This is a genomic window from Caulobacter sp. DWR2-3-1b2, assembly GCF_049896345.1.
Taxonomy (GTDB): Bacteria; Pseudomonadota; Alphaproteobacteria; order Caulobacterales; family Caulobacteraceae; genus Caulobacter.
In genome coordinates, this window is the sequence record NZ_JAFCUC010000001.1 from 934,771 (window position 1) to 950,661 (window position 15,891).

15 protein-coding genes and 1 tRNA gene are annotated in these 15,891 nt (G+C 68.5%); 8 read left to right on the plus strand and 8 right to left on the minus strand.

What is annotated here, in order from left to right; all coding sequences use genetic code 11:
• Positions 1-106: 106 nt before the first annotated feature.
• The 5 genes from ACP694_RS04530 to tsaD form a co-directional block, all read right to left on the minus strand.
• Positions 107-457, minus strand: coding sequence for a Rieske (2Fe-2S) protein (locus tag ACP694_RS04530; protein WP_426010756.1), 351 nt, complete (start codon positions 455-457; stop codon positions 107-109).
• Complete coding sequence (locus tag ACP694_RS04535) at positions 454-738, minus strand: YciI family protein (RefSeq protein WP_426010757.1); 285 nt, start codon at positions 736-738, stop codon at positions 454-456. The genes ACP694_RS04530 and ACP694_RS04535 overlap by 4 nt, the downstream gene beginning before the upstream one ends.
• 6 nt (positions 739-744) lie before the next feature.
• A complete protein-coding gene (locus ACP694_RS04540; protein WP_426010758.1) occupies positions 745-1,026 on the minus strand; it encodes a YciI family protein in 282 nt (93 codons plus the stop codon).
• Positions 1,027-1,088: 62 nt separating this feature from the next.
• Complete coding sequence (locus tag ACP694_RS04545; RefSeq protein WP_426010760.1) at positions 1,089-2,084, minus strand: NAD(P)H-dependent glycerol-3-phosphate dehydrogenase; 996 nt, start codon at positions 2,082-2,084, stop codon at positions 1,089-1,091.
• The gene (gene tsaD / locus ACP694_RS04550) at positions 2,081-3,199 is read right to left on the minus strand and encodes a tRNA (adenosine(37)-N6)-threonylcarbamoyltransferase complex transferase subunit TsaD (RefSeq protein WP_426010762.1); all 1,119 of its coding nucleotides are present in this window, start codon (positions 3,197-3,199) and stop codon (positions 2,081-2,083) included. Before tsaD ends, ACP694_RS04545 begins: the two co-directional genes overlap by 4 nt.
• 71 nt (positions 3,200-3,270) lie before the next feature.
• On the opposite strand from tsaD, the gene hemC reads away from it, so the two are divergent.
• The 7 genes from hemC (at position 3,271) to ACP694_RS04585 (ending at position 10,594) form a co-directional block, all read left to right on the plus strand.
• Positions 3,271-4,224 carry a hydroxymethylbilane synthase gene (hemC, locus tag ACP694_RS04555; RefSeq protein WP_426010763.1) on the plus strand — a complete coding sequence of 318 codons (954 nt, stop codon included), beginning with the start codon at positions 3,271-3,273 and terminating at the stop codon, positions 4,222-4,224.
• Between the two features lie 4 nt (positions 4,225-4,228).
• On the plus strand, positions 4,229-4,936 hold the full coding sequence (locus tag ACP694_RS04560) for a uroporphyrinogen-III synthase (protein ID WP_426010765.1): 708 nt from the start codon (positions 4,229-4,231) through the stop codon (positions 4,934-4,936).
• Positions 4,937-4,980: 44 nt separating this feature from the next.
• Positions 4,981-5,865 carry a COG4223 family protein gene (locus ACP694_RS04565; RefSeq protein ID WP_426010766.1) on the plus strand — a complete coding sequence of 295 codons (885 nt, stop codon included), beginning with the start codon at positions 4,981-4,983 and terminating at the stop codon, positions 5,863-5,865.
• Positions 5,862-7,409, plus strand: a complete 1,548-nt coding sequence (locus tag ACP694_RS04570; protein ID WP_426010768.1) for a heme biosynthesis protein HemY — start codon at positions 5,862-5,864, stop codon at positions 7,407-7,409. The genes ACP694_RS04565 and ACP694_RS04570 overlap by 4 nt, the downstream gene beginning before the upstream one ends.
• Before the next feature lie 73 nt (positions 7,410-7,482).
• Positions 7,483-7,558: transfer RNA gene (locus ACP694_RS04575), tRNA-Thr, on the plus strand.
• A gap of 511 nt (positions 7,559-8,069) precedes the next feature.
• Positions 8,070-8,549, plus strand: coding sequence for a hypothetical protein (locus ACP694_RS04580; RefSeq protein WP_426010770.1), 480 nt, complete (start codon positions 8,070-8,072; stop codon positions 8,547-8,549).
• A 26-nt stretch (positions 8,550-8,575) separates the two neighbouring features.
• Complete coding sequence (locus ACP694_RS04585; protein ID WP_426010771.1) at positions 8,576-10,594, plus strand: TonB-dependent receptor plug domain-containing protein; 2,019 nt, start codon at positions 8,576-8,578, stop codon at positions 10,592-10,594.
• A gap of 54 nt (positions 10,595-10,648) precedes the next feature.
• Here the strand turns inward: ACP694_RS04585 and ACP694_RS04590 are convergent, their stop codons facing one another.
• The 3 genes from ACP694_RS04590 to ACP694_RS04600 all read right to left on the minus strand — a co-directional run bounded on the left by ACP694_RS04590 (position 10,649) and on the right by ACP694_RS04600 (position 14,877).
• A complete protein-coding gene (locus tag ACP694_RS04590) occupies positions 10,649-11,275 on the minus strand; it encodes a hypothetical protein (protein ID WP_426010773.1) in 627 nt (208 codons plus the stop codon).
• A 191-nt stretch (positions 11,276-11,466) separates the two neighbouring features.
• Positions 11,467-13,653 (minus strand): 3-hydroxyacyl-CoA dehydrogenase NAD-binding domain-containing protein, encoded by a 2,187-nt coding sequence (locus tag ACP694_RS04595; protein ID WP_426010774.1) that lies wholly within the window; start codon positions 13,651-13,653, stop codon positions 11,467-11,469.
• Positions 13,654-13,671: 18 nt separating this feature from the next.
• Positions 13,672-14,877 carry an acetyl-CoA C-acetyltransferase gene (locus tag ACP694_RS04600; protein ID WP_426010775.1) on the minus strand — a complete coding sequence of 402 codons (1,206 nt, stop codon included), beginning with the start codon at positions 14,875-14,877 and terminating at the stop codon, positions 13,672-13,674.
• 81 nt (positions 14,878-14,958) lie between these two features.
• Between ACP694_RS04600 and ACP694_RS04605 the strand changes: the two genes are divergently transcribed.
• Positions 14,959-15,891, plus strand: coding sequence for a hypothetical protein (locus ACP694_RS04605; protein WP_426010777.1), 933 nt, complete (start codon positions 14,959-14,961; stop codon positions 15,889-15,891).

Consider the following 15,891-nt stretch of genomic DNA (forward strand, 5'->3'; position numbering starts at 1 on the left):
GGACCCAGCTGGAGTAGCGCTGGGCCTGACGCCAAGAGCGCTGAGCCCCTCCATCAGCCACACCGCTATGGGATCTAAGTCCCGGCATTCGCCGCGATGAGCGGAGTCAGAGCGTGACGATCTGGCCATCCTGCACGTCTACCGGCCACGGCGTCAGCGCCACGTTCTGACACGGTCCCGCCACCATGGCGCCATCGTCGATGCGAAACAGGGCCGCGTGGCCGCCGCACAGGATCAGGTCATTGTCGCGAGTCAGAAATCGGCCGCTCGGACCGGCCAATGGCCAGCCGGCATGCGGGCAGCTGTCGACATAGCCGACCACCGCTCCGCCACGCCGCACCACGAAGCCGGCGAACACCGCGTCGCCCTCGCGAAAGCGAAACCCCCGCGCGCCCGGCGAGGCGATCTCGTCCAGCAGGCAAAGCACGGCGCCAGACGTGGGGCGGGCGGGGTTCACGGCGCGTCGATCCCCACCGGCCACTCGTGGATGTCGATCCGCGCGAACAGCTTGGCCAACGTATAGGGGTCGTTGGCCGAGAAGCGCCGGGCGGCGGCGAGGTCCGCGCACTCCACCGCCATCAGCGAGCCGCACATCGCCCCGCCCTCGTCCAACAGATAGGCCCCGAACCGGTACTCGGCCGCCTGGGCGCGGACATAGTCCAGATGAGCGGGCCGCGTTTCGGCGCGCAACGTCGTGGCGTGGGGGCGGTCCAGGCAGTGCAAGGCGAAGAGCGGCATGACGGCTTAGAGGCTGCCGATCGCCAGCCGCCAGGGATGGACCTCGACGCTCTCGAAAACGCCAGCGGCGGTGAAGGGGTCGCCATCGGCCTGAGCCTGGGCGCCGGCCAGGTCGTCCGCCTCGACCACGATGAGCGAACCGATCGGACCGCCAGCGTCGTCGAGCAGGGCGCCGGCCAGCTTCAGGTTGGGGCTGTTGTTCAGATAGTCCAGGTGGGTCGGGCGGGTGGCCAGGCGGGTCTCGAGCGCGCCGGGCTTGTCCTTGCAGATGATGGCGTAGAGCGGCATGGGGCGGGTCCTTTTGGAATGCCGATTGGGGACAGGCGCATGCGCCTGTCCCCAATCGTGGTTTAGGCCTCAGCCTTCAGCGGTCGCGACAGTAGGCCGAGGATCGCGCTGTTGACATCGACCTCGCCGGCCAGGATGGCGGCGACGGCTTCGCAGATCGGGGTCTCGACACCCAGGGAGCGGGCCAGGGCGCGAACGGCGGGGGCGGAGGCCACGCCCTCGGCCACCGAGACCTTGCCGGCCAGGGCCTGTTCCAGGGTCTGGCCGGCCCCAAGCGCCAGGCCGACGCTCATGTTGCGCGACTGCGGGCTGGAGCAGGTGAGCACCAGGTCGCCCAGGCCGCACAGGCCGGCCACCGTCTCGGCCTTGCCGCCGAGGGCCACGGCCAGACGGGTCAGTTCGGCGAAGCCGCGGGTGATCAGGGCGGCGTGGGCGCTGCGGCCCAGGTCCTTGCCCTCGACGATGCCGCAGGCGATGGCCAGCACGTTCTTGACCGCCCCGCCGGCCTCGGCCCCGATGACGTCGGCGGCGAGATAGGGGCGGAAGGCCGGGATGGCGATGGCCTCGACGATGGCCATGCCCAGGGCTTCGTCCTCGCAGGCCAGGGTGACGGCTGTGGGCAGGCCGCGCGCCACCTCGCCGGCGAAGCTGGGACCCGACAGCACGGCGATCGGATTGTCCGGCAGCACCTCGGCGGCGACCTCGCTCATGAGTTTGAGCGAGCCCTGCTCAACGCCCTTGGAACACAGCACCACCGGGACGCGGGGCTGCAGGTGCGGCTTCAAGGCCGTCAGCGCCGAGCGCAGGTGCTGGGCCGGCGGCACGGCCAGGATCAGGTCGCAGGCCGCCAGAGCCGCCATGTCGGCCGAGGCGATGACCGTGTCGTCCAGCAGCACGCCGGGCAGGAACATGGTGTTCTCGTGGCGGACGGCGATCGAGGCGACCACCTCAGCCTCGCGGGCCTGCAGGGTGACCTTCAGCCCGGCCCGGGCGCCGACCTGGGCCAGGGCCGTGCCCCAGGCTCCGGCGCCGATGACGCCCGCGTGCGTGAAGGTCATGCCTTGGCTCCCTTGCGGCCGAAGTTGTTGCTCGGATGGGATAACGCTGCGGCCTCGTCCAGCGGCCAACGCGGACGCGCCACGGCGTCCAGGTCGTCTGAAATCCCGGCCGCCAGCCGCTCGGCCCCGGCCAGGGCGATCATCGCGGCGTTGTCGGTGCAATAGACCAGGGGGGGCGCGTCGAAGGAAAAGCCGTTGTCGCCGCAGGCCTTGCGCAGCGCGGCTTTCACGGCGCTATTGGCCGCGACGCCGCCGGCCACCACGAAGCGCAAGGCCTGGCCCGGATGGCTAGCGGCATAGAGCTTCATGGCCCGGTCGGTGCGTTCCGACAGCTGGCGGGCGATGGCGAACTGCACGGCGGCGGCCAGGTCTGCGCGCTCGGTGTCGTTGGTGACCTTCTCGGCCAGCCGCGCGGCGGCGGTCTTCAGGCCGGAGAACGAGAAGTCGCAGTCCTTGCGACCCAGCAGGGCGCGCGGCAGGTCGAACTGGGTGGGGTCGCCGCTCGTCGCCAGCTTTTCCAGGGCCGGCCCGCCGGGATAGGGCAGGCCCAGGCTCTTGGCGATCTTGTCGAAGGCCTCGCCGGCCGCGTCGTCGATGGTGGTGCCCAGGCGCGTGCAGGCCCCGACGCCGGCCACTTCCAGCAGTTGGCAATGGCCGCCGGAGACCAGCAGCAGCAGGAACGGATAGGCGATCTCCGCCCCCAGTCGCGCCGAGACCGCGTGGCCCTCCAAGTGGTTGACCGCCACCAGCGGCAGGTCGCGGGCCAAGGCGACGGCCTTGCCGAACGCCAACCCGACCATCACCCCGCCCACCAGGCCCGGCCCGGCGGTGGCGGCGACGCCGTCCAGGTCCGCGAAACCGAGCCCCGCCGCGCGCATCGCCTGGGCCACCACGCCGTCGATGGCCTCGACATGGGCGCGCGCGGCGATCTCGGGCACCACGCCGCCGAACGGGGCATGCTGCTCGAACTGAGTGCCTACGATCGACGACAGCACCTCGACGCGGCCGTCCGCGCTGCGCCGCACCACGGACGCGGCTGTCTCGTCGCAGCTGGTCTCCAGCCCGAGGACGGTCAGGGTCGATTGCGTGGGGCCAGGTTGCTTAAGGGTGGTCATTCGGTTGCGGGGTTCCCGCCGCTCCTGTAGCAGCGAAGGCTTCTTATCGCTCTGCAGGTAACGCCCCCACCGTGTCCCGGCAACCCATCCGCATCGGCGCGCGCGGCTCCAAGCTGTCGCTGGCCCAGTCTGGCTTGATGCAGGCCCGCATCGCGGCCGCCCTCGGCGCGGGACCCGACGACATCGAGTCGTTCGCCCAGCTGATCCCGATCGTCACCAGCGGCGACCGCATCCAGGACCGCCGGCTGATGGAGATCGGCGGCAAGGGGCTGTTCACCAAGGAGATCGAGGAGGCCCTGATCGAGGGTCGCATCGACTGCGCCATCCATTCGCTGAAGGACATGCCCGCCGAGCTGCCGCCAGGCCTGGTGCTGGCGGCCGTGCCCGAGCGCGAGGACCCGCGTGACGCCTTCATCAGCCACTTCGCCGAGCGGCTGGAAGACCTGCCCAAGGGCGCGCGCCTGGGCACCGCCTCGCTACGCAGGCAAGCCCAGGCCCTGCACGTGCGGCCGGACCTCGAGATCGTCATGCTGCGCGGCAATGTCGACACCCGCCTGGCCAAGCTGGAGCGTGGCGAGGCCGACGCCATCCTGCTGGCCCAGTCTGGCCTGAATCGCCTGGGCCTGGGCCATCTGCCGCGCAGTTGGCTTGATCCGATCGCCGCCCCGCCGGCCCCGGGCCAGGGCGCCCTGGTCATCGAGACCCGCGCCGAGGATGTCGACCTGCCCTGGCTGCAGGCCGTGCGTTGCCAGGCCACCACCCTCGCCGTGGCCGCCGAGCGCGGAGCGCTCTACGCCCTGGAAGGCTCGTGCCGCACGGCGGTCGGCGCCTATGCCCGGCTGGAGGGCCTGACCCTGACGATGATCGTCGAGGCCCTGACTCCGGACGGCGCCCACCGTTTCCGCCGCGAGGGCTCGGTCACCCTGTCCAGCCTCGACGCCACCGACCAGGCCCGAGCCCTGGGGTTGGAGCTGGGCGGCGCCGTGCGGGTCGAGGGCGGTCCGGCCCTGATCCTCACCGAGTAGGGCCATGACCGGCGAGTCGCGGCGGATTTGGGTCACCCGGGCCTCGCCGGGCGCGGAGGCCACCGCCGCTCGTCTTGAGGCCATGGGCTTCACACCGCTGGTCGATCCGTTGCTGACCGTGCGCGACCTGTCGCCGGTGATCGACCTGACGGGCGTGGCGGCTCTGGCCTTCACCAGCGTCAACGGCGTCTCGGCTTTCGCCCGCGCCAGCCCTGACCGCTCGCGTCGTGCGTTCGCGGTTGGTGACCGCACCGCCGCCGCCGCCCGCGAGGCGGGCTTTGCCCGGGTGGAGTCCGCTGAAGGCGACGTCGAGGCCTTGGCGTGGCTGATCGCTGGCGAGGCCGCCGAGTTGGACGGCGTCGTGCTCCATCCCGGCGCCCTGGAACCGGCCGGAGATCTGGTGGCGCCGCTCGCCGAGGCGGGAGTCACCGCGATCCGCCTGGCGCTTTACGAGACCGTCGCGCGCGATCCCGCCCCGACCACCTTGGCGGCGATCGACACCCTCGCGGCGGCGCTGGTGTATTCGCCCCGAGCCGCGCGGACCTTGGCGGCTCTGCTCGCTCACTGTCCCGCTCCGCGTCTGAGGATCCTGTGCCTGTCGCCCGCGGTCGCCGCGCCGCTTGGAGCGTTGGGCCTTACGGGAGGCCTAAGGTCTGTGACGTGCGCGCCGCGCCCGACCGAAACCGCGCTGTTGAGCTTACTCACGCTGTAGCTGAGCGATTGCGCGGCGCGGCGGCGTGGGGCACGAATGGACTCATGACCACTGCTTCCGACCCCGCTGAAATCGTCGCGCCGCGCGACCCGGCGCTCTATGCGCCCCGGCGCCGGCTGGGCCTGGGCGTCTGGGCGGTCGTCGTCTTCGGCCTGGTCTGCCTGGCGCTGGGCGCGGGGCTGTCGCGATTCGGCCCGACGGCGTTCCCCCATGCCAAGCCGCCAGCCCCGGCGGCCCCCGTGTCGGATATCGCATCGGCCCCCCCAACCTACCCCGTCCTGCCTCCGTCTGTCGCAGCCGCCGCGCCCGCGCCCGATATCGAGATCGGGCGCCTGGAGGCGCGTCTCGCCGTCCTGGAAAACGGCCAGCAGCGCGCGATCGACGCCGCCGCCGCCGCCCTGGCCGCCGCCACCCTGGCCGACGCCGCCGGCACGGCCCGGCCCTTCAGCCAGGAACTGGCCGGGTTGGGGCGCATGTTGCCTCTGTCGTCCGACCTGCGCGCCCTGAACCGCCTGGCCCAGACCGGCGCCCCCACCCGATCGGGCCTCGCCGCCGAGTTCGAGGCCCTGGCCGGCCGCGCGGACGTCGCCGCCCGCGATCCGGGACGCGCGGGCGATTTCCTCGCCAAGCTGCGCCACGCCTTGTCGAGGATCGTCTCGATCCGCCAGGTCGGCGCGACCCAGGGCTCGACCCCGGACGCCCTGCTCGGCCGGGCCCAGAAGCTGCTGAACGAGGGCGACATCGAAGGCGCGCTGGCGGCGATCGAGCCGCTGCCCGCAGGCGCTCAGACCATCCTGGCGCCTTGGCGCGCCACCGCGGAGCGCCGGGTCGAGATCGATCGCCACATCGCCGCCCTCCGCGCCGACGCCCTGGCCGGCCTGGTTCAGGTGACCCGGTCCCCAGCGGCCGCCCCGGTGGGGACGCCATGATCCGCGCGGCGTTCGTCTTCTTCGTCGTCGCGGCCATCGCCGTGGCGGTGGTCGCCCTGACCGGCGAACCGGGCGCGGCCAGCCTGGACTGGATGGGCTGGCGGGTCGAGATGACCGCCGTGGCCGCCGCCCTGCTGACCCTGTTCACCGCCCTGCTCGCGACCATCCTGTGGCGCGGCCTGCTATGGGTGGTCGAGGCGCCGCGCCGCGCCGCCCGCGCCCAGGCCGAGTCCAGGCGCAAGCAGGGGATCGAGGCCCTGTCGCGTGGCTTTCTGGCCGTGGCCGCCGGCGACGGCTCCGAGGCTCGCCGCCTGGCTCAGAAGGCCGCCGAACTGGCCGAAGACGCCCCCGCGCTGATCCGGGTGCTGGCCGCCCAGGCCGCCGAGGCCGCGGGCGATCATGTCGCCGCCCGCCAAGCCTACAACGCCATGCTCGGCTTTCCCGAGATGCGGCTGGCCGGCCTGCGCGGCCTGATGCAGACCGCCTTGGCCGAAGGCGACAAGACCCTGGCCCTGCGCCATGCCGAGACCGCCTATGGTCTGGCCAAGACCGCCCGTTGGGCCTGGCGGGCCCTGCTGGAGGCGCGGCTGGAGGTCGGAGACTGGAAGGCCGCTCTTGATCTCGTCCAAGGCGCGCTGGAGCGCAAGATCGTGCCGCCCTTGGTCGCCGAGCGGGCTCGCGCCGCCTTGCTGGCCGCCTCGGCCGCCGCCCTGGAAGAGTCCGACGATCCCAGGGGTCTGACCCAGGCGCTCGACTTCGCCGTTCAGTCGGCCCGGCTGAAGCCCGACTTCGCCCCCGGCGTGGTCATGGCCGCCCGCCTGCTGGCTGACGACGGCAAGGCCGCAAAGGCCTGCAGCCTGCTGGAAGCGGCCTGGAAGCTGTCACCCCATCCGGCCCTGTGGTTGGCCTATCGCGACCTGAAGACCAATGAGACGCCCAAGGTCCGGTCCGCCCGCCTGGCGACCCTGGCCAACCTCAAGCCCGAGGCGCGAGAGAGCCAGTTGCTGAAGGTGGAGAGCGCCCTGGTCGGCGGCGATCCGGTGGCGGCCCGCGCCGCCGCGCGCCTGCTGCCGCAAGAAGCGCTGACGGCGCGGATCGCCGGCCTGATGTCGCGCGTCGCCTACGCCAACGGCGAGGCCGACGAGGCTCGCGCCTGGATCGTCCGCGGCGCGGCCGCTCCGCAGGAAGCCGACTGGTCGGACCTCGACCCCGAGGGCCGGGCCTTCGCCTATGCCCGCGAGGACTGGGCTCGGCTGACCGTCAGCTACGCCGAGACCGGCGAGCTGATCCACCCGCGGTTCGAGCGCCGCGAGCGCACGATGAGCGAACGGCCCCAGCTGCCCTCGGCCTATGCCGAATCCACGCCTTTCGTTCGCGCCGCCGAGACTGGTGGCGCCCTGATGCCGATCCCCGACGACCCCGGAGTCTTCGACACCAGGGTCTCTTTGGATGGCGGATCGGACGGCGGACCCGACGGTCCGGCGCCCCGTCGCAACGCTGGTTCACGCCGACGCTTGGCAAGTGGCCCGCGCGCCGCTAAATAGGCCCCTCTTCGCGCCGCCCAGTGATTTGGGCGGTGGGAACACCAGGTCCCAGGCCCGTCCTGGAACGAAGCGCGCCGCTTTAGCTCAGCTGGTAGAGCACCTCATTCGTAATGAGGGGGTCACAGGTTCGAGTCCTGTAAGCGGCACCACCTTCTCTTGCTCCCTGTGGATTTGTCTTGGGCCGCGCCGCGGATCAGGTGGATTTTCGGCGTCCGACCTGCGTCCCGAAGCCGCAGCGAGGCAGTTTCGGCACGTTGCGACAAAATGTCCGTCGACGGACATTGCCCAACTAGAATCTCCGCATCTGGAAGTTCTGACCCTGTTCAAGCGTGGCCTTGGCCAGGAATAGCAAGTTGTTGGGGAGCCGGATCTTCCTTTGTTGAGCCAGACAAACCGTGCTGCATCGCAAAAACGGCCCATACACGACGTATTGCTTGTAAAAATTGAGAATAGATCTGACGATATACTTCTATTGGTTAGTAGCAAATATCCGGATTGGCCCGGAAGGACGTAGAAGATACCAGCGTTATGTGAAGACTGTTACGGCCTTGTTTACAAGTCTGGCGGCATTAGACGCTCCTTGAAGCCCGGAAGAAGCTCGGGCAGGGGATGCAAGAAATGTCGAAAAGAAACACTCGGAGCGTTGTCACGCTCTGTGCCTTGGCGCTGAGCGTCGCGCCGTTGAGCGCCCACGCCGACGCCACCAAGGACATCCAGGTCGCCGGTCGCGCCCTGACCTTCCTGGAGAACGGTCCTACCGGCAAGGCCGTGCTGGGTATTGTCTTCGATCCGTCCAAGCCTGCCTCGGTCGCCGAAAAGAACGCCGTAATGGCCGCCATCGGCGGCGGCATGAGCGCCGGGGCCGTGACCCTGACCGCCAAGCCGGTTGAAGCCAGCGCCGTCTCCGGCGTGTCCGGCGTCGCCGCCCTCTATGTGACCACCGGCGTCAATGTCGGCGCGGCCGCCAAGGCCAAGAAGCTGATCACCATCGGCTCGGACACCTCGTGCGCCACCAGCGGCAACTGCGTGATGAGCGTCTCGGCCGACCCCAAGGTCGAGATCGTCGTCAACCGCGCGGCCGCCGCCGCCGTGGGCGCGGTCTTCAAGGCCGCCTTCCGCATGATGATCCGCGAAGTCTGATCCAGCTCGAGCCCAGAGATAAAATCATGAAAAAGACTCTTCTGGCCGGCGTTTCGGCCACCTTCGCCCTATCCATGGCCGCCACGGCCGCTCATGCCCAGTCGATCGACTACGGCGCGATGGAGCAGCTGTTCAACGAACCGGTGACGACCAGCGCCACCGGCTCGCCGCAGCGTTCGACCGAGGTTCCGGTGGCCATGGAGATCATTACCGCCGCCGACATCAAGCGCTCGGGCGCCGTCGACCTGCCGACCATCCTCAGCCGCGTCGCCGGCCTGGACGTGCTGAACTGGGGCGCTGGCGCCTCGGACGTCAGCGTCCGCGGCTATGACCAGGCGATGTCGCCGCGCCTGCTGGTGCTGATCAACGGCCGCCAAGTCTATCTGGACCACTATGGCTACACCGCCTGGGCGACCCTGCCGGTGCAGCTGTCGGAGATCCGCCAGATCGAAGTCGTCAAAGGCCCCAACAGCGCCCTGTTCGGGTTCAACGCCGTGGGCGGCGTGGTCAACATCATTACCCAGAACCCGAAGTTCGACAACGACGGCTCGGTCTCGATCACCGGCGGCACGAACGGCTATGGCGAACTGTCGGTGGTCAAGTCGGTCAAGCTGGGCGAGCGCTTCTTCGCCCGTCTGTCGGCCGGCGCGGCCCAGATGGACGAGTACAAGAACACCATCGCCACGGCGTCCAACCTGCTGACCAACCCGGCCCGCGTTTCGGCCAACATCGACACCATCACCCAGCTGACCGAAAAGACCGAACTACGCATCGAAGGCTCGTGGTCGAACGTCCAGATCAGCGAGGCGGTCTCGAACAACGCCTATTCGCCCAGCAAGTACGTCACGACCTCGGCCAAGGCGACCCTGGCCTCGGACACCAAGCTCGGCTTGCTGCAGGGCTCGGTCTATCAGACCAACCTGACCGCCAAGCAGACCGTCGCCGGCCAAAAGGCCCGCTTCGAGAACAAGATCACCGTGGCTAGCGTCCAGGACCTGTTTAAGATCGGCGCTCAGCACACCTTCCGCATTGGTGGTGAATATCGCGAGAACGAGGTCAACACCGCCCCGCTGGCGGGCGGCAAGGTCAGCTACAAGGTCGCGGCGGTTTCGGGCATGTGGAACTGGGCCGTCAGCGACAAGCTGGCCCTGACCCTGGCCGGTCGCTACGACAGCCTGGACCTGTCGCGGGAAGGCACGTTCCCGGCCGGCTATCCGCCCGTGACCAACGCCTATTGGGACCGCTCGATCAAAGAAGCCAGCTACAATGCCGGCCTCGTCTATCGTCCGACCGACGCCGACAGCATCAAGCTGACCGCTGCGCGCGGCGTGCAGGTTCCGACCCTTGTCGACCTGGGCGCGGTGCAATTGCGGGTCAAGGTCGGTCCCTACACCATCGGCGTCGTCGGCAATCCGACCCTGAAGCCGTCGATCGTCACCAATTACGAGATTGGCTACGAGCGCACCCTGCCGGGTCTGCTGGACGCCAGGGCCGGCGTCAGCGTCTTCACCCAGAAGACCGAGGACGTGAAGGGCCAGCCCAGCTCCGGCCAGATCGATGTCATGCCGACCGTGCCGGGCGTGATGCCGCTGCTCAGCTATCGCAATGTCGGCGCCAGCAAGATGTGGGGTGTCGAGCTGACCGCCTCGGGCAAGATCGCCGGCGGCTACCACTGGAGCGGTGACTGGACCTTCACTGATGTCGACGACCAGCCGGCCGCCGGCTTCACGCCGCAGGTCCGCTTGGTCGCCTATTCAGCGACCACGCCGGAAGTGCGCGGGAATGTCGCCTTCGGTTGGGCCAACGCCCAATGGTCGGCCGACGCCTTCGCCCACTACACCGGCGACCACGACGGCTATGCTTCGGCAGGCGCGCTGGTTCCGATCGACGGCTATGTCACCCTGGGCGGCCGCGTGGCCCGTTCCTTCGACCAAGGCCTGACTCTTGCGCTCAGCGGTCAGAACCTGACCGAAGGCCATCAGCGCCAGACGTCCGGCCTGGAAGTCGAGCGCCGGATTTTCCTGTCGCTCAGCAAGAGCTGGTAAGCTCAACCTTCCGAAGCGCAGAAGGGCCCCGTCGAGAGACGGGGCCTTTTTCGTTCAGTCGTCCCAACCAGGGCGTTTCTTCTTCTTCCCAACGGCAAACAGGCCCGGATAGGGACCTTTACCGGCGCGGTAGAGGCACCAGTCGTCGTCCTTCCTGCAACCGCCGTCGAAGCCCGCCTTCTTTTCCGGGTCGATGGCGGCGTAGAGGGCGGGGCCGTTCTTGTTCCGGGCGCCCAAGGCCTCGGCGCAGGCTTGGCGCTCGGCCGTGGTCAGCTTGACGATATCGGCTTCAGTGCAGCTGCTTCTACGCGCCGCCTGGCGCAGGGCTTCACCACCGCCAGTCAAGGTCCCGCGCGCGGTAAAGCCGGGCGGGGCGACGATCTGGCGGGCGGGTGGGGCCGGCGGGGACGGCGACGCAGCAACGGGCGGGGGTAGGGCGGCGAGGCCCGGAACCGCGACGGGCGCCACGGCTGGTGCGTCGTCGCTTTTGGATTGCTCGTGGCGAGGTTCGGGTGGTTTGGCGGGCGCGGCGGCGGTCAGCTCGACGACGACGCTGCGGGGTTCGATCGGCACGGGACCGGGCGGGATCGCCGCCAACAGAGCCCAGCCCAACAGGCCGTGCAGCGCCAGGGATGCGGCCCCGACGCCCAGCCATCGACGCGTCCTGGGTTTCACGCGCATGAGCGCTCAAAACGGCGCTCGCATGGGCGCATCGGCAGCTCCTTCACGCCCCCGCGTCGTCGTTCCAGCTAGCGTCACCGTGCGGCGAGACAATGTCCGCCGTGAGACCACCCTGACATGGACGCCCGGCTCCAACGAAAAAGGCCCGGCGTCGCCGCCGGGCCTTTCCGTGTTTCAGCAACCTACCGGGTTTAGGCGGCGGCCTTCTCCTTGACGCCGAAGCGGCTGTAGAAGGTCTCGCCCTTGGCGGCCATGTCGCGCAGCAGCTGGGGCGGGGCGAACCGCGCGCCGTACTTCTGGGCCAGGGCGTCGCAGGCCTCGACGAACTTGGCGACGCCAAGCCCGTCGATCAGGCTGATCGGACCGCCGGTCCAGGGCGCGAAGCCCCAGCCCAGAATGGCCCCGACATCGGCTTCACGCGGGTCGGTGATGACGCCCTCCTCGAAGCAGCGAGCGGCTTCGACGGCCTGGCGGTAGAGCAGACGGGTGCGGATTTCCTCGATGCCGGCCTTATCGACCTCGGCGATCTTCACCGGGGCGAGATCGGCCAGGCCTTTCCACAGGGTCTTGGGGCCGTTCTCTGGATAGTCGTAGAAGCCCTTGCCATTCTTGCGGCCATAGCGGCCCTCGCCATCGACCATCTTCTCGATGATCGCTGTGAAGGGACGCTCCTCGTACTTGTCGCCGAGGTCCTTCTTGGTCTGTTGGGCGATCTTGTAGGAGAGGTCCAGCGCGACGTCGTCGTGCATCTCCAGCGGACCGCGCGGCATGCCGGTGGCCCGACCGACATTGTCGATGATGGCCGGGGCGTAGCCGTCGGACAGCAGCTCCATGCCCTCCTGCACGAAGGTGCCGAAGCATCGCGAGGTGTAGAAGCCGCGGCTGTCATTGACGACGATCGGGGTCTTCTTGATCTTCAGGACATAGTCGATCGACTTGGCCAGGGCCTCCTGCGAGGTTTCCTCGCCCATGATCAGCTCGACCAAGCCCATCTTGTCGACCGGCGAGAAGAAGTGGATGCCGATGAACGAGGCAGGTCGCACCGACGCCTTGGCCAGGCCGGTGATCGGCAGGGTCGAGGTGTTGGAGCCAAAGATCGCGGTGTCGGCCAGCTGGACTTCGGCCAGCTTGGTCACCGAGGCCTTGACGTCGCGGTTCTCGAAAACCGCTTCCACCACCAGGTCCGAACCCTTGACGTGGGCGTAGTCCGAGGTCGGGTGGATCAAGGCGAGAATGCCCTCGCCCTTCTCCTTGGTCATCTTGCCGCGCGACACGGCCTTGGTGACCAGGGCCTGCGCATAGCCCTTGCCCTTGTCGGCGGCTTCTTGCGTCTGGTCGATCAGCACGGTCTCGATGCCGGCCATGGCCTGCACATAGGCGATGCCCGCGCCCATCATGCCGGCGCCGAGCACGGCCACCTTCTTGACGTCGTAGTGCGGCACGCCGGCCGGGCGGCCCGAGCCCTTGCCCAGCTCTTGAAGCGAGAGGAACAGGGTGCGGATCATGCCCTTGGCCTGGGGCGACATCAGGGTCTTGAGGAAGTAGCGGGTCTCGATGCGGATGGCCGCGTCGAACGGCACCTGGGTGCCCTCATAGACGGCCTTCATGATGTTCAGTTGGGCGGGATAGTTGCCATAGGATTGCTTGCGCAGCATGGCGTTGCCCATCACGAACACCTGGCTTCCGGTGGGGGTGTAGGGACCGCCGCCGGGCAGCTTGAAGTCCTTCTTGTCCCACGGGGCGACGGCGTCGCCCTTGGTCTTGATCCAGGTCTTGGCCGCCTCGATCACCTGGTCGGCGGGGACCACTTCGTGGACGACCTTCAGGGCCAGGGCCTCGTCCGGCTTCATCGACTTGCCTTCCAGCAGATACGGCGCCGCGGCCATCACGCCCATCAGGCGCACCAGCCGTTGGGTGCCGCCGCCGCCAGGCAGCAGGCCGACCTTGGCTTCCGGCAGACCCAGCTGGATCTTGGGATTGTCGGCCACCACCCGATAGTGGCAGGCCAGGGTCATTTCCAGGCCGCCGCCCAGGGCCAGGCCATTGATCGCCGCCGCGATCGGCTTGCCGCCGGTCTCCAGGGCGCGGAAGGCCTTGTTCAGCGCGAAGCCGGCGTCAAAGGCCGCCTTCAAATCACCCCCACCGATGCCGCCCTCGGCGCCGCCGAGTTCGCCCAGGTCGGCCCCGGCGCAGAAGCCGGTGGTCTTGCCCGAGGTCAGCACGGCGCCCTTGATGGCGTCGTCGGTCTTGATGGCCTCGACCACTTCGCCGATCTCGCGGATCACCGAGGCGGTCAGGGTGTTCATCGTCCGGCCGGGCACGTCGAAGGTGACGAGGGCGATCCCGTCGCTGTCGACCTCGATCTTGAAGTTTTCCATGATGCTAAATCCTAGATCCTAGACGCGTTCGATGACGGTGGCGGTGCCCATGCCGGCGCCGACGCACAGGGTGATCAGGGCGGTTTCCTTGTCGGAGCGCTCCAACTCGTCGAGCATGGTGCCCAGGATCATCGCGCCGGTGGCGCCCAGGGGGTGACCCATGGCAATGGCGCCGCCGTTCACGTTCATCTTGTCGTGCGGGATGTTCAGCGCCTGCATCATGCGCAGAACGACGGCGGCGAAGGCTTCGTTCAGTTCATAGAGGTCGATGTCGCTGACCTCCATCTTCAGCCTCTTCAGCAACTTCTCGGTGACCAGCGAAGGGCCGGTCAGCATGATCGAGGGCTCGCTGCCGATTGAGGCCGCGCCCTTGATGCGGGCGCGTGCCTTGAGGCCCAAGGCCTCACCCATTTCCTTGGTGCCGATCAGCACGCCAGCGGCGCCGTCGACGATGCCAGAGCTGTTGCCGGCGTGGTGGACGTGATTTACCTTTTCGACCTGCGGGTAGCGCTGCTGCACCACCGCGTCGAAGGCCATGTCGCCCATGCCCTGGAACGAGGCGTTCAGCGCGGCCAGAGTCTGCATGGTCGTATTGCCGCGCACGGTTTCGTCGTGATCCAGGATGGTCAGGCCCAGCTGGTCCTTGACCGAGATCACTGATTTCCTGAAGCGGCCGTCGGCCCAGGAGGCCGCCGCGCGCTTCTGGCTTTCCACCGCATAGGCGTCGACGTCGTCGCGGCTAAAGCCGTAGAGGGTGGCGATCAGGTCGGCGCTGACGCCTTGGGGGGCGAAATAGGTCTTGAAGGCCGAGGACGGGTCGGTGGGCCAGGCGCCGCCGTCGCTGCCCATGGGCACGCGGCTCATGCTTTCGACGCCGCCGCCGATGGTCAGTTGGGCCTCGCCCGAGGCGACCTTGGCCGCGGCCATGTTCACCGCTTCCAGGCCCGAGGCGCAGAACCGGTTGATCTGCACGCCGGCCACGCTCTCGGCATAGTCGGCGGTCAGCACTGCGGTGCGGGCGATGTCGCTGCCCTGTTCGCCGACCGGAGCGACGCAGCCCAGCACGACGTCGTCGACATAGGACGTGTCGAGGCCGTTTCGATCGCGGAGGTTCTCGAGAACCTGGGTGGCCAGGGAGAGGGCGGTGATCTCGTGCAGAGATCCGTCCTTCTTACCCTTGCCGCGCGGCGTGCGCACGGCGTCAAAGATGTAAGCGTCGGCCATTTGATGGCTCCTTCCTGCGTAGTCTTGGATGGTTCGTTAACCAAAAAAGCGTCTGATTCCGGTGATCTGGAGACCAGGACGATGACGGTAGCGGAGCGTTCGACGAACGAAGCCCACCCGGTGGTGAGCGACTTCATCGCGCGCGGTTATCATGTGTTCGAGGCCGGGGTGGACCCGGCGGGCGCCGGCGAACTGCTGGCCAAGATTCGCGACCTTCGGACCTTCGATGCGGACCTCTTCCTGTCGGAAGCGCAGTTCGACGCCGATCCGCAATATATAGGGGTCAATCCCGCGCCCGGCAGGAACCTGCTGGAGCGGTTCGAGGCCGACCTGGCGTTCGTCGAGAACGACCCGGCGATCGTCGCGGCGCTCGAAGCCCTGCTCGGCGAGGGCTACGAAATCCTGCTCAAAAAGCTGATCTGCGGCGTGCCGTCCAGCGTCGTGCCCGACTGGCTGAAGGCCCGCATCGCTGGCAACCCGGTCAACAACCTGGGCGCCTATGTGAAGGCTCCGTTCCGGGACATCACCTATTTCTACGGCATCGACTTCCACCAGGACTTGATCGACTACAAGGACCGGGAAGCCGACTTCATCACCCTGTACATCTATCTGCACGACGTCGGGACGCACGACGCCCCGCTGTTCCTGCTGGAGGACAGCCACAGGCTGGGCGGGACGCTGTTTCCGCACGCCCTGACGAAGAAGGGTGACGGCTGGCTCTATCGCGACGGTCGCGGCCACGAGGTCCAGACCCGCCAGCACCTGCTGACCGGCACGACCGGCTATGCCGCCATGTGGCACGCCTGCACCCTGCACGGCACCCAACCCGACGCCGCCGACAACGAGCGGCTGAGCCTGCGCTACCTGATCGCCCGAAGGCCGGGCGTGGCGGCGCCCGGCATGGACGCGGTGAACGCCACGCTCTTGGGTCCGCTCAGCCTCGAGGCCACGCGCCAGGACCTGGACGCCCGCGGGGCCGCCAAGATCAAGGCCAACAGCGTCAACGAGGCCTGA

Excerpts from the sequence above, each read along its gene's own strand:
- ACP694_RS04600 (WP_426010775.1), bottom strand. The coding sequence starts at position 14,877 with ATGGCCGACGCTTACATCTTTGACGCCGTGCGCACGCCGCGCGGCAAG.
- ACP694_RS04540 (WP_426010758.1), bottom strand. The coding sequence starts at position 1,026 with ATGCCGCTCTACGCCATCATCTGCAAGGACAAGCCCGGCGCGCTCGAG.
- ACP694_RS04560 (WP_426010765.1), top strand. The coding sequence starts at position 4,229 with ATGACCGGCGAGTCGCGGCGGATTTGGGTCACCCGGGCCTCGCCGGGC.
- ACP694_RS04605 (WP_426010777.1), top strand. The coding sequence starts at position 14,959 with ATGACGGTAGCGGAGCGTTCGACGAACGAAGCCCACCCGGTGGTGAGC.
- ACP694_RS04595 (WP_426010774.1), bottom strand. The coding sequence starts at position 13,653 with ATGGAAAACTTCAAGATCGAGGTCGACAGCGACGGGATCGCCCTCGTC.
- ACP694_RS04565 (WP_426010766.1), top strand. The coding sequence starts at position 4,981 with ATGACCACTGCTTCCGACCCCGCTGAAATCGTCGCGCCGCGCGACCCG.
- ACP694_RS04585 (WP_426010771.1), top strand. The coding sequence starts at position 8,576 with ATGAAAAAGACTCTTCTGGCCGGCGTTTCGGCCACCTTCGCCCTATCC.
- ACP694_RS04545 (WP_426010760.1), bottom strand. The coding sequence starts at position 2,084 with ATGACCTTCACGCACGCGGGCGTCATCGGCGCCGGAGCCTGGGGCACG.
- ACP694_RS04590 (WP_426010773.1), bottom strand. The coding sequence starts at position 11,275 with ATGCGCGTGAAACCCAGGACGCGTCGATGGCTGGGCGTCGGGGCCGCA.
- ACP694_RS04570 (WP_426010768.1), top strand. The coding sequence starts at position 5,862 with ATGATCCGCGCGGCGTTCGTCTTCTTCGTCGTCGCGGCCATCGCCGTG.
- ACP694_RS04535 (WP_426010757.1), bottom strand. The coding sequence starts at position 738 with ATGCCGCTCTTCGCCTTGCACTGCCTGGACCGCCCCCACGCCACGACG.
- tsaD (WP_426010762.1), bottom strand. The coding sequence starts at position 3,199 with ATGACCACCCTTAAGCAACCTGGCCCCACGCAATCGACCCTGACCGTC.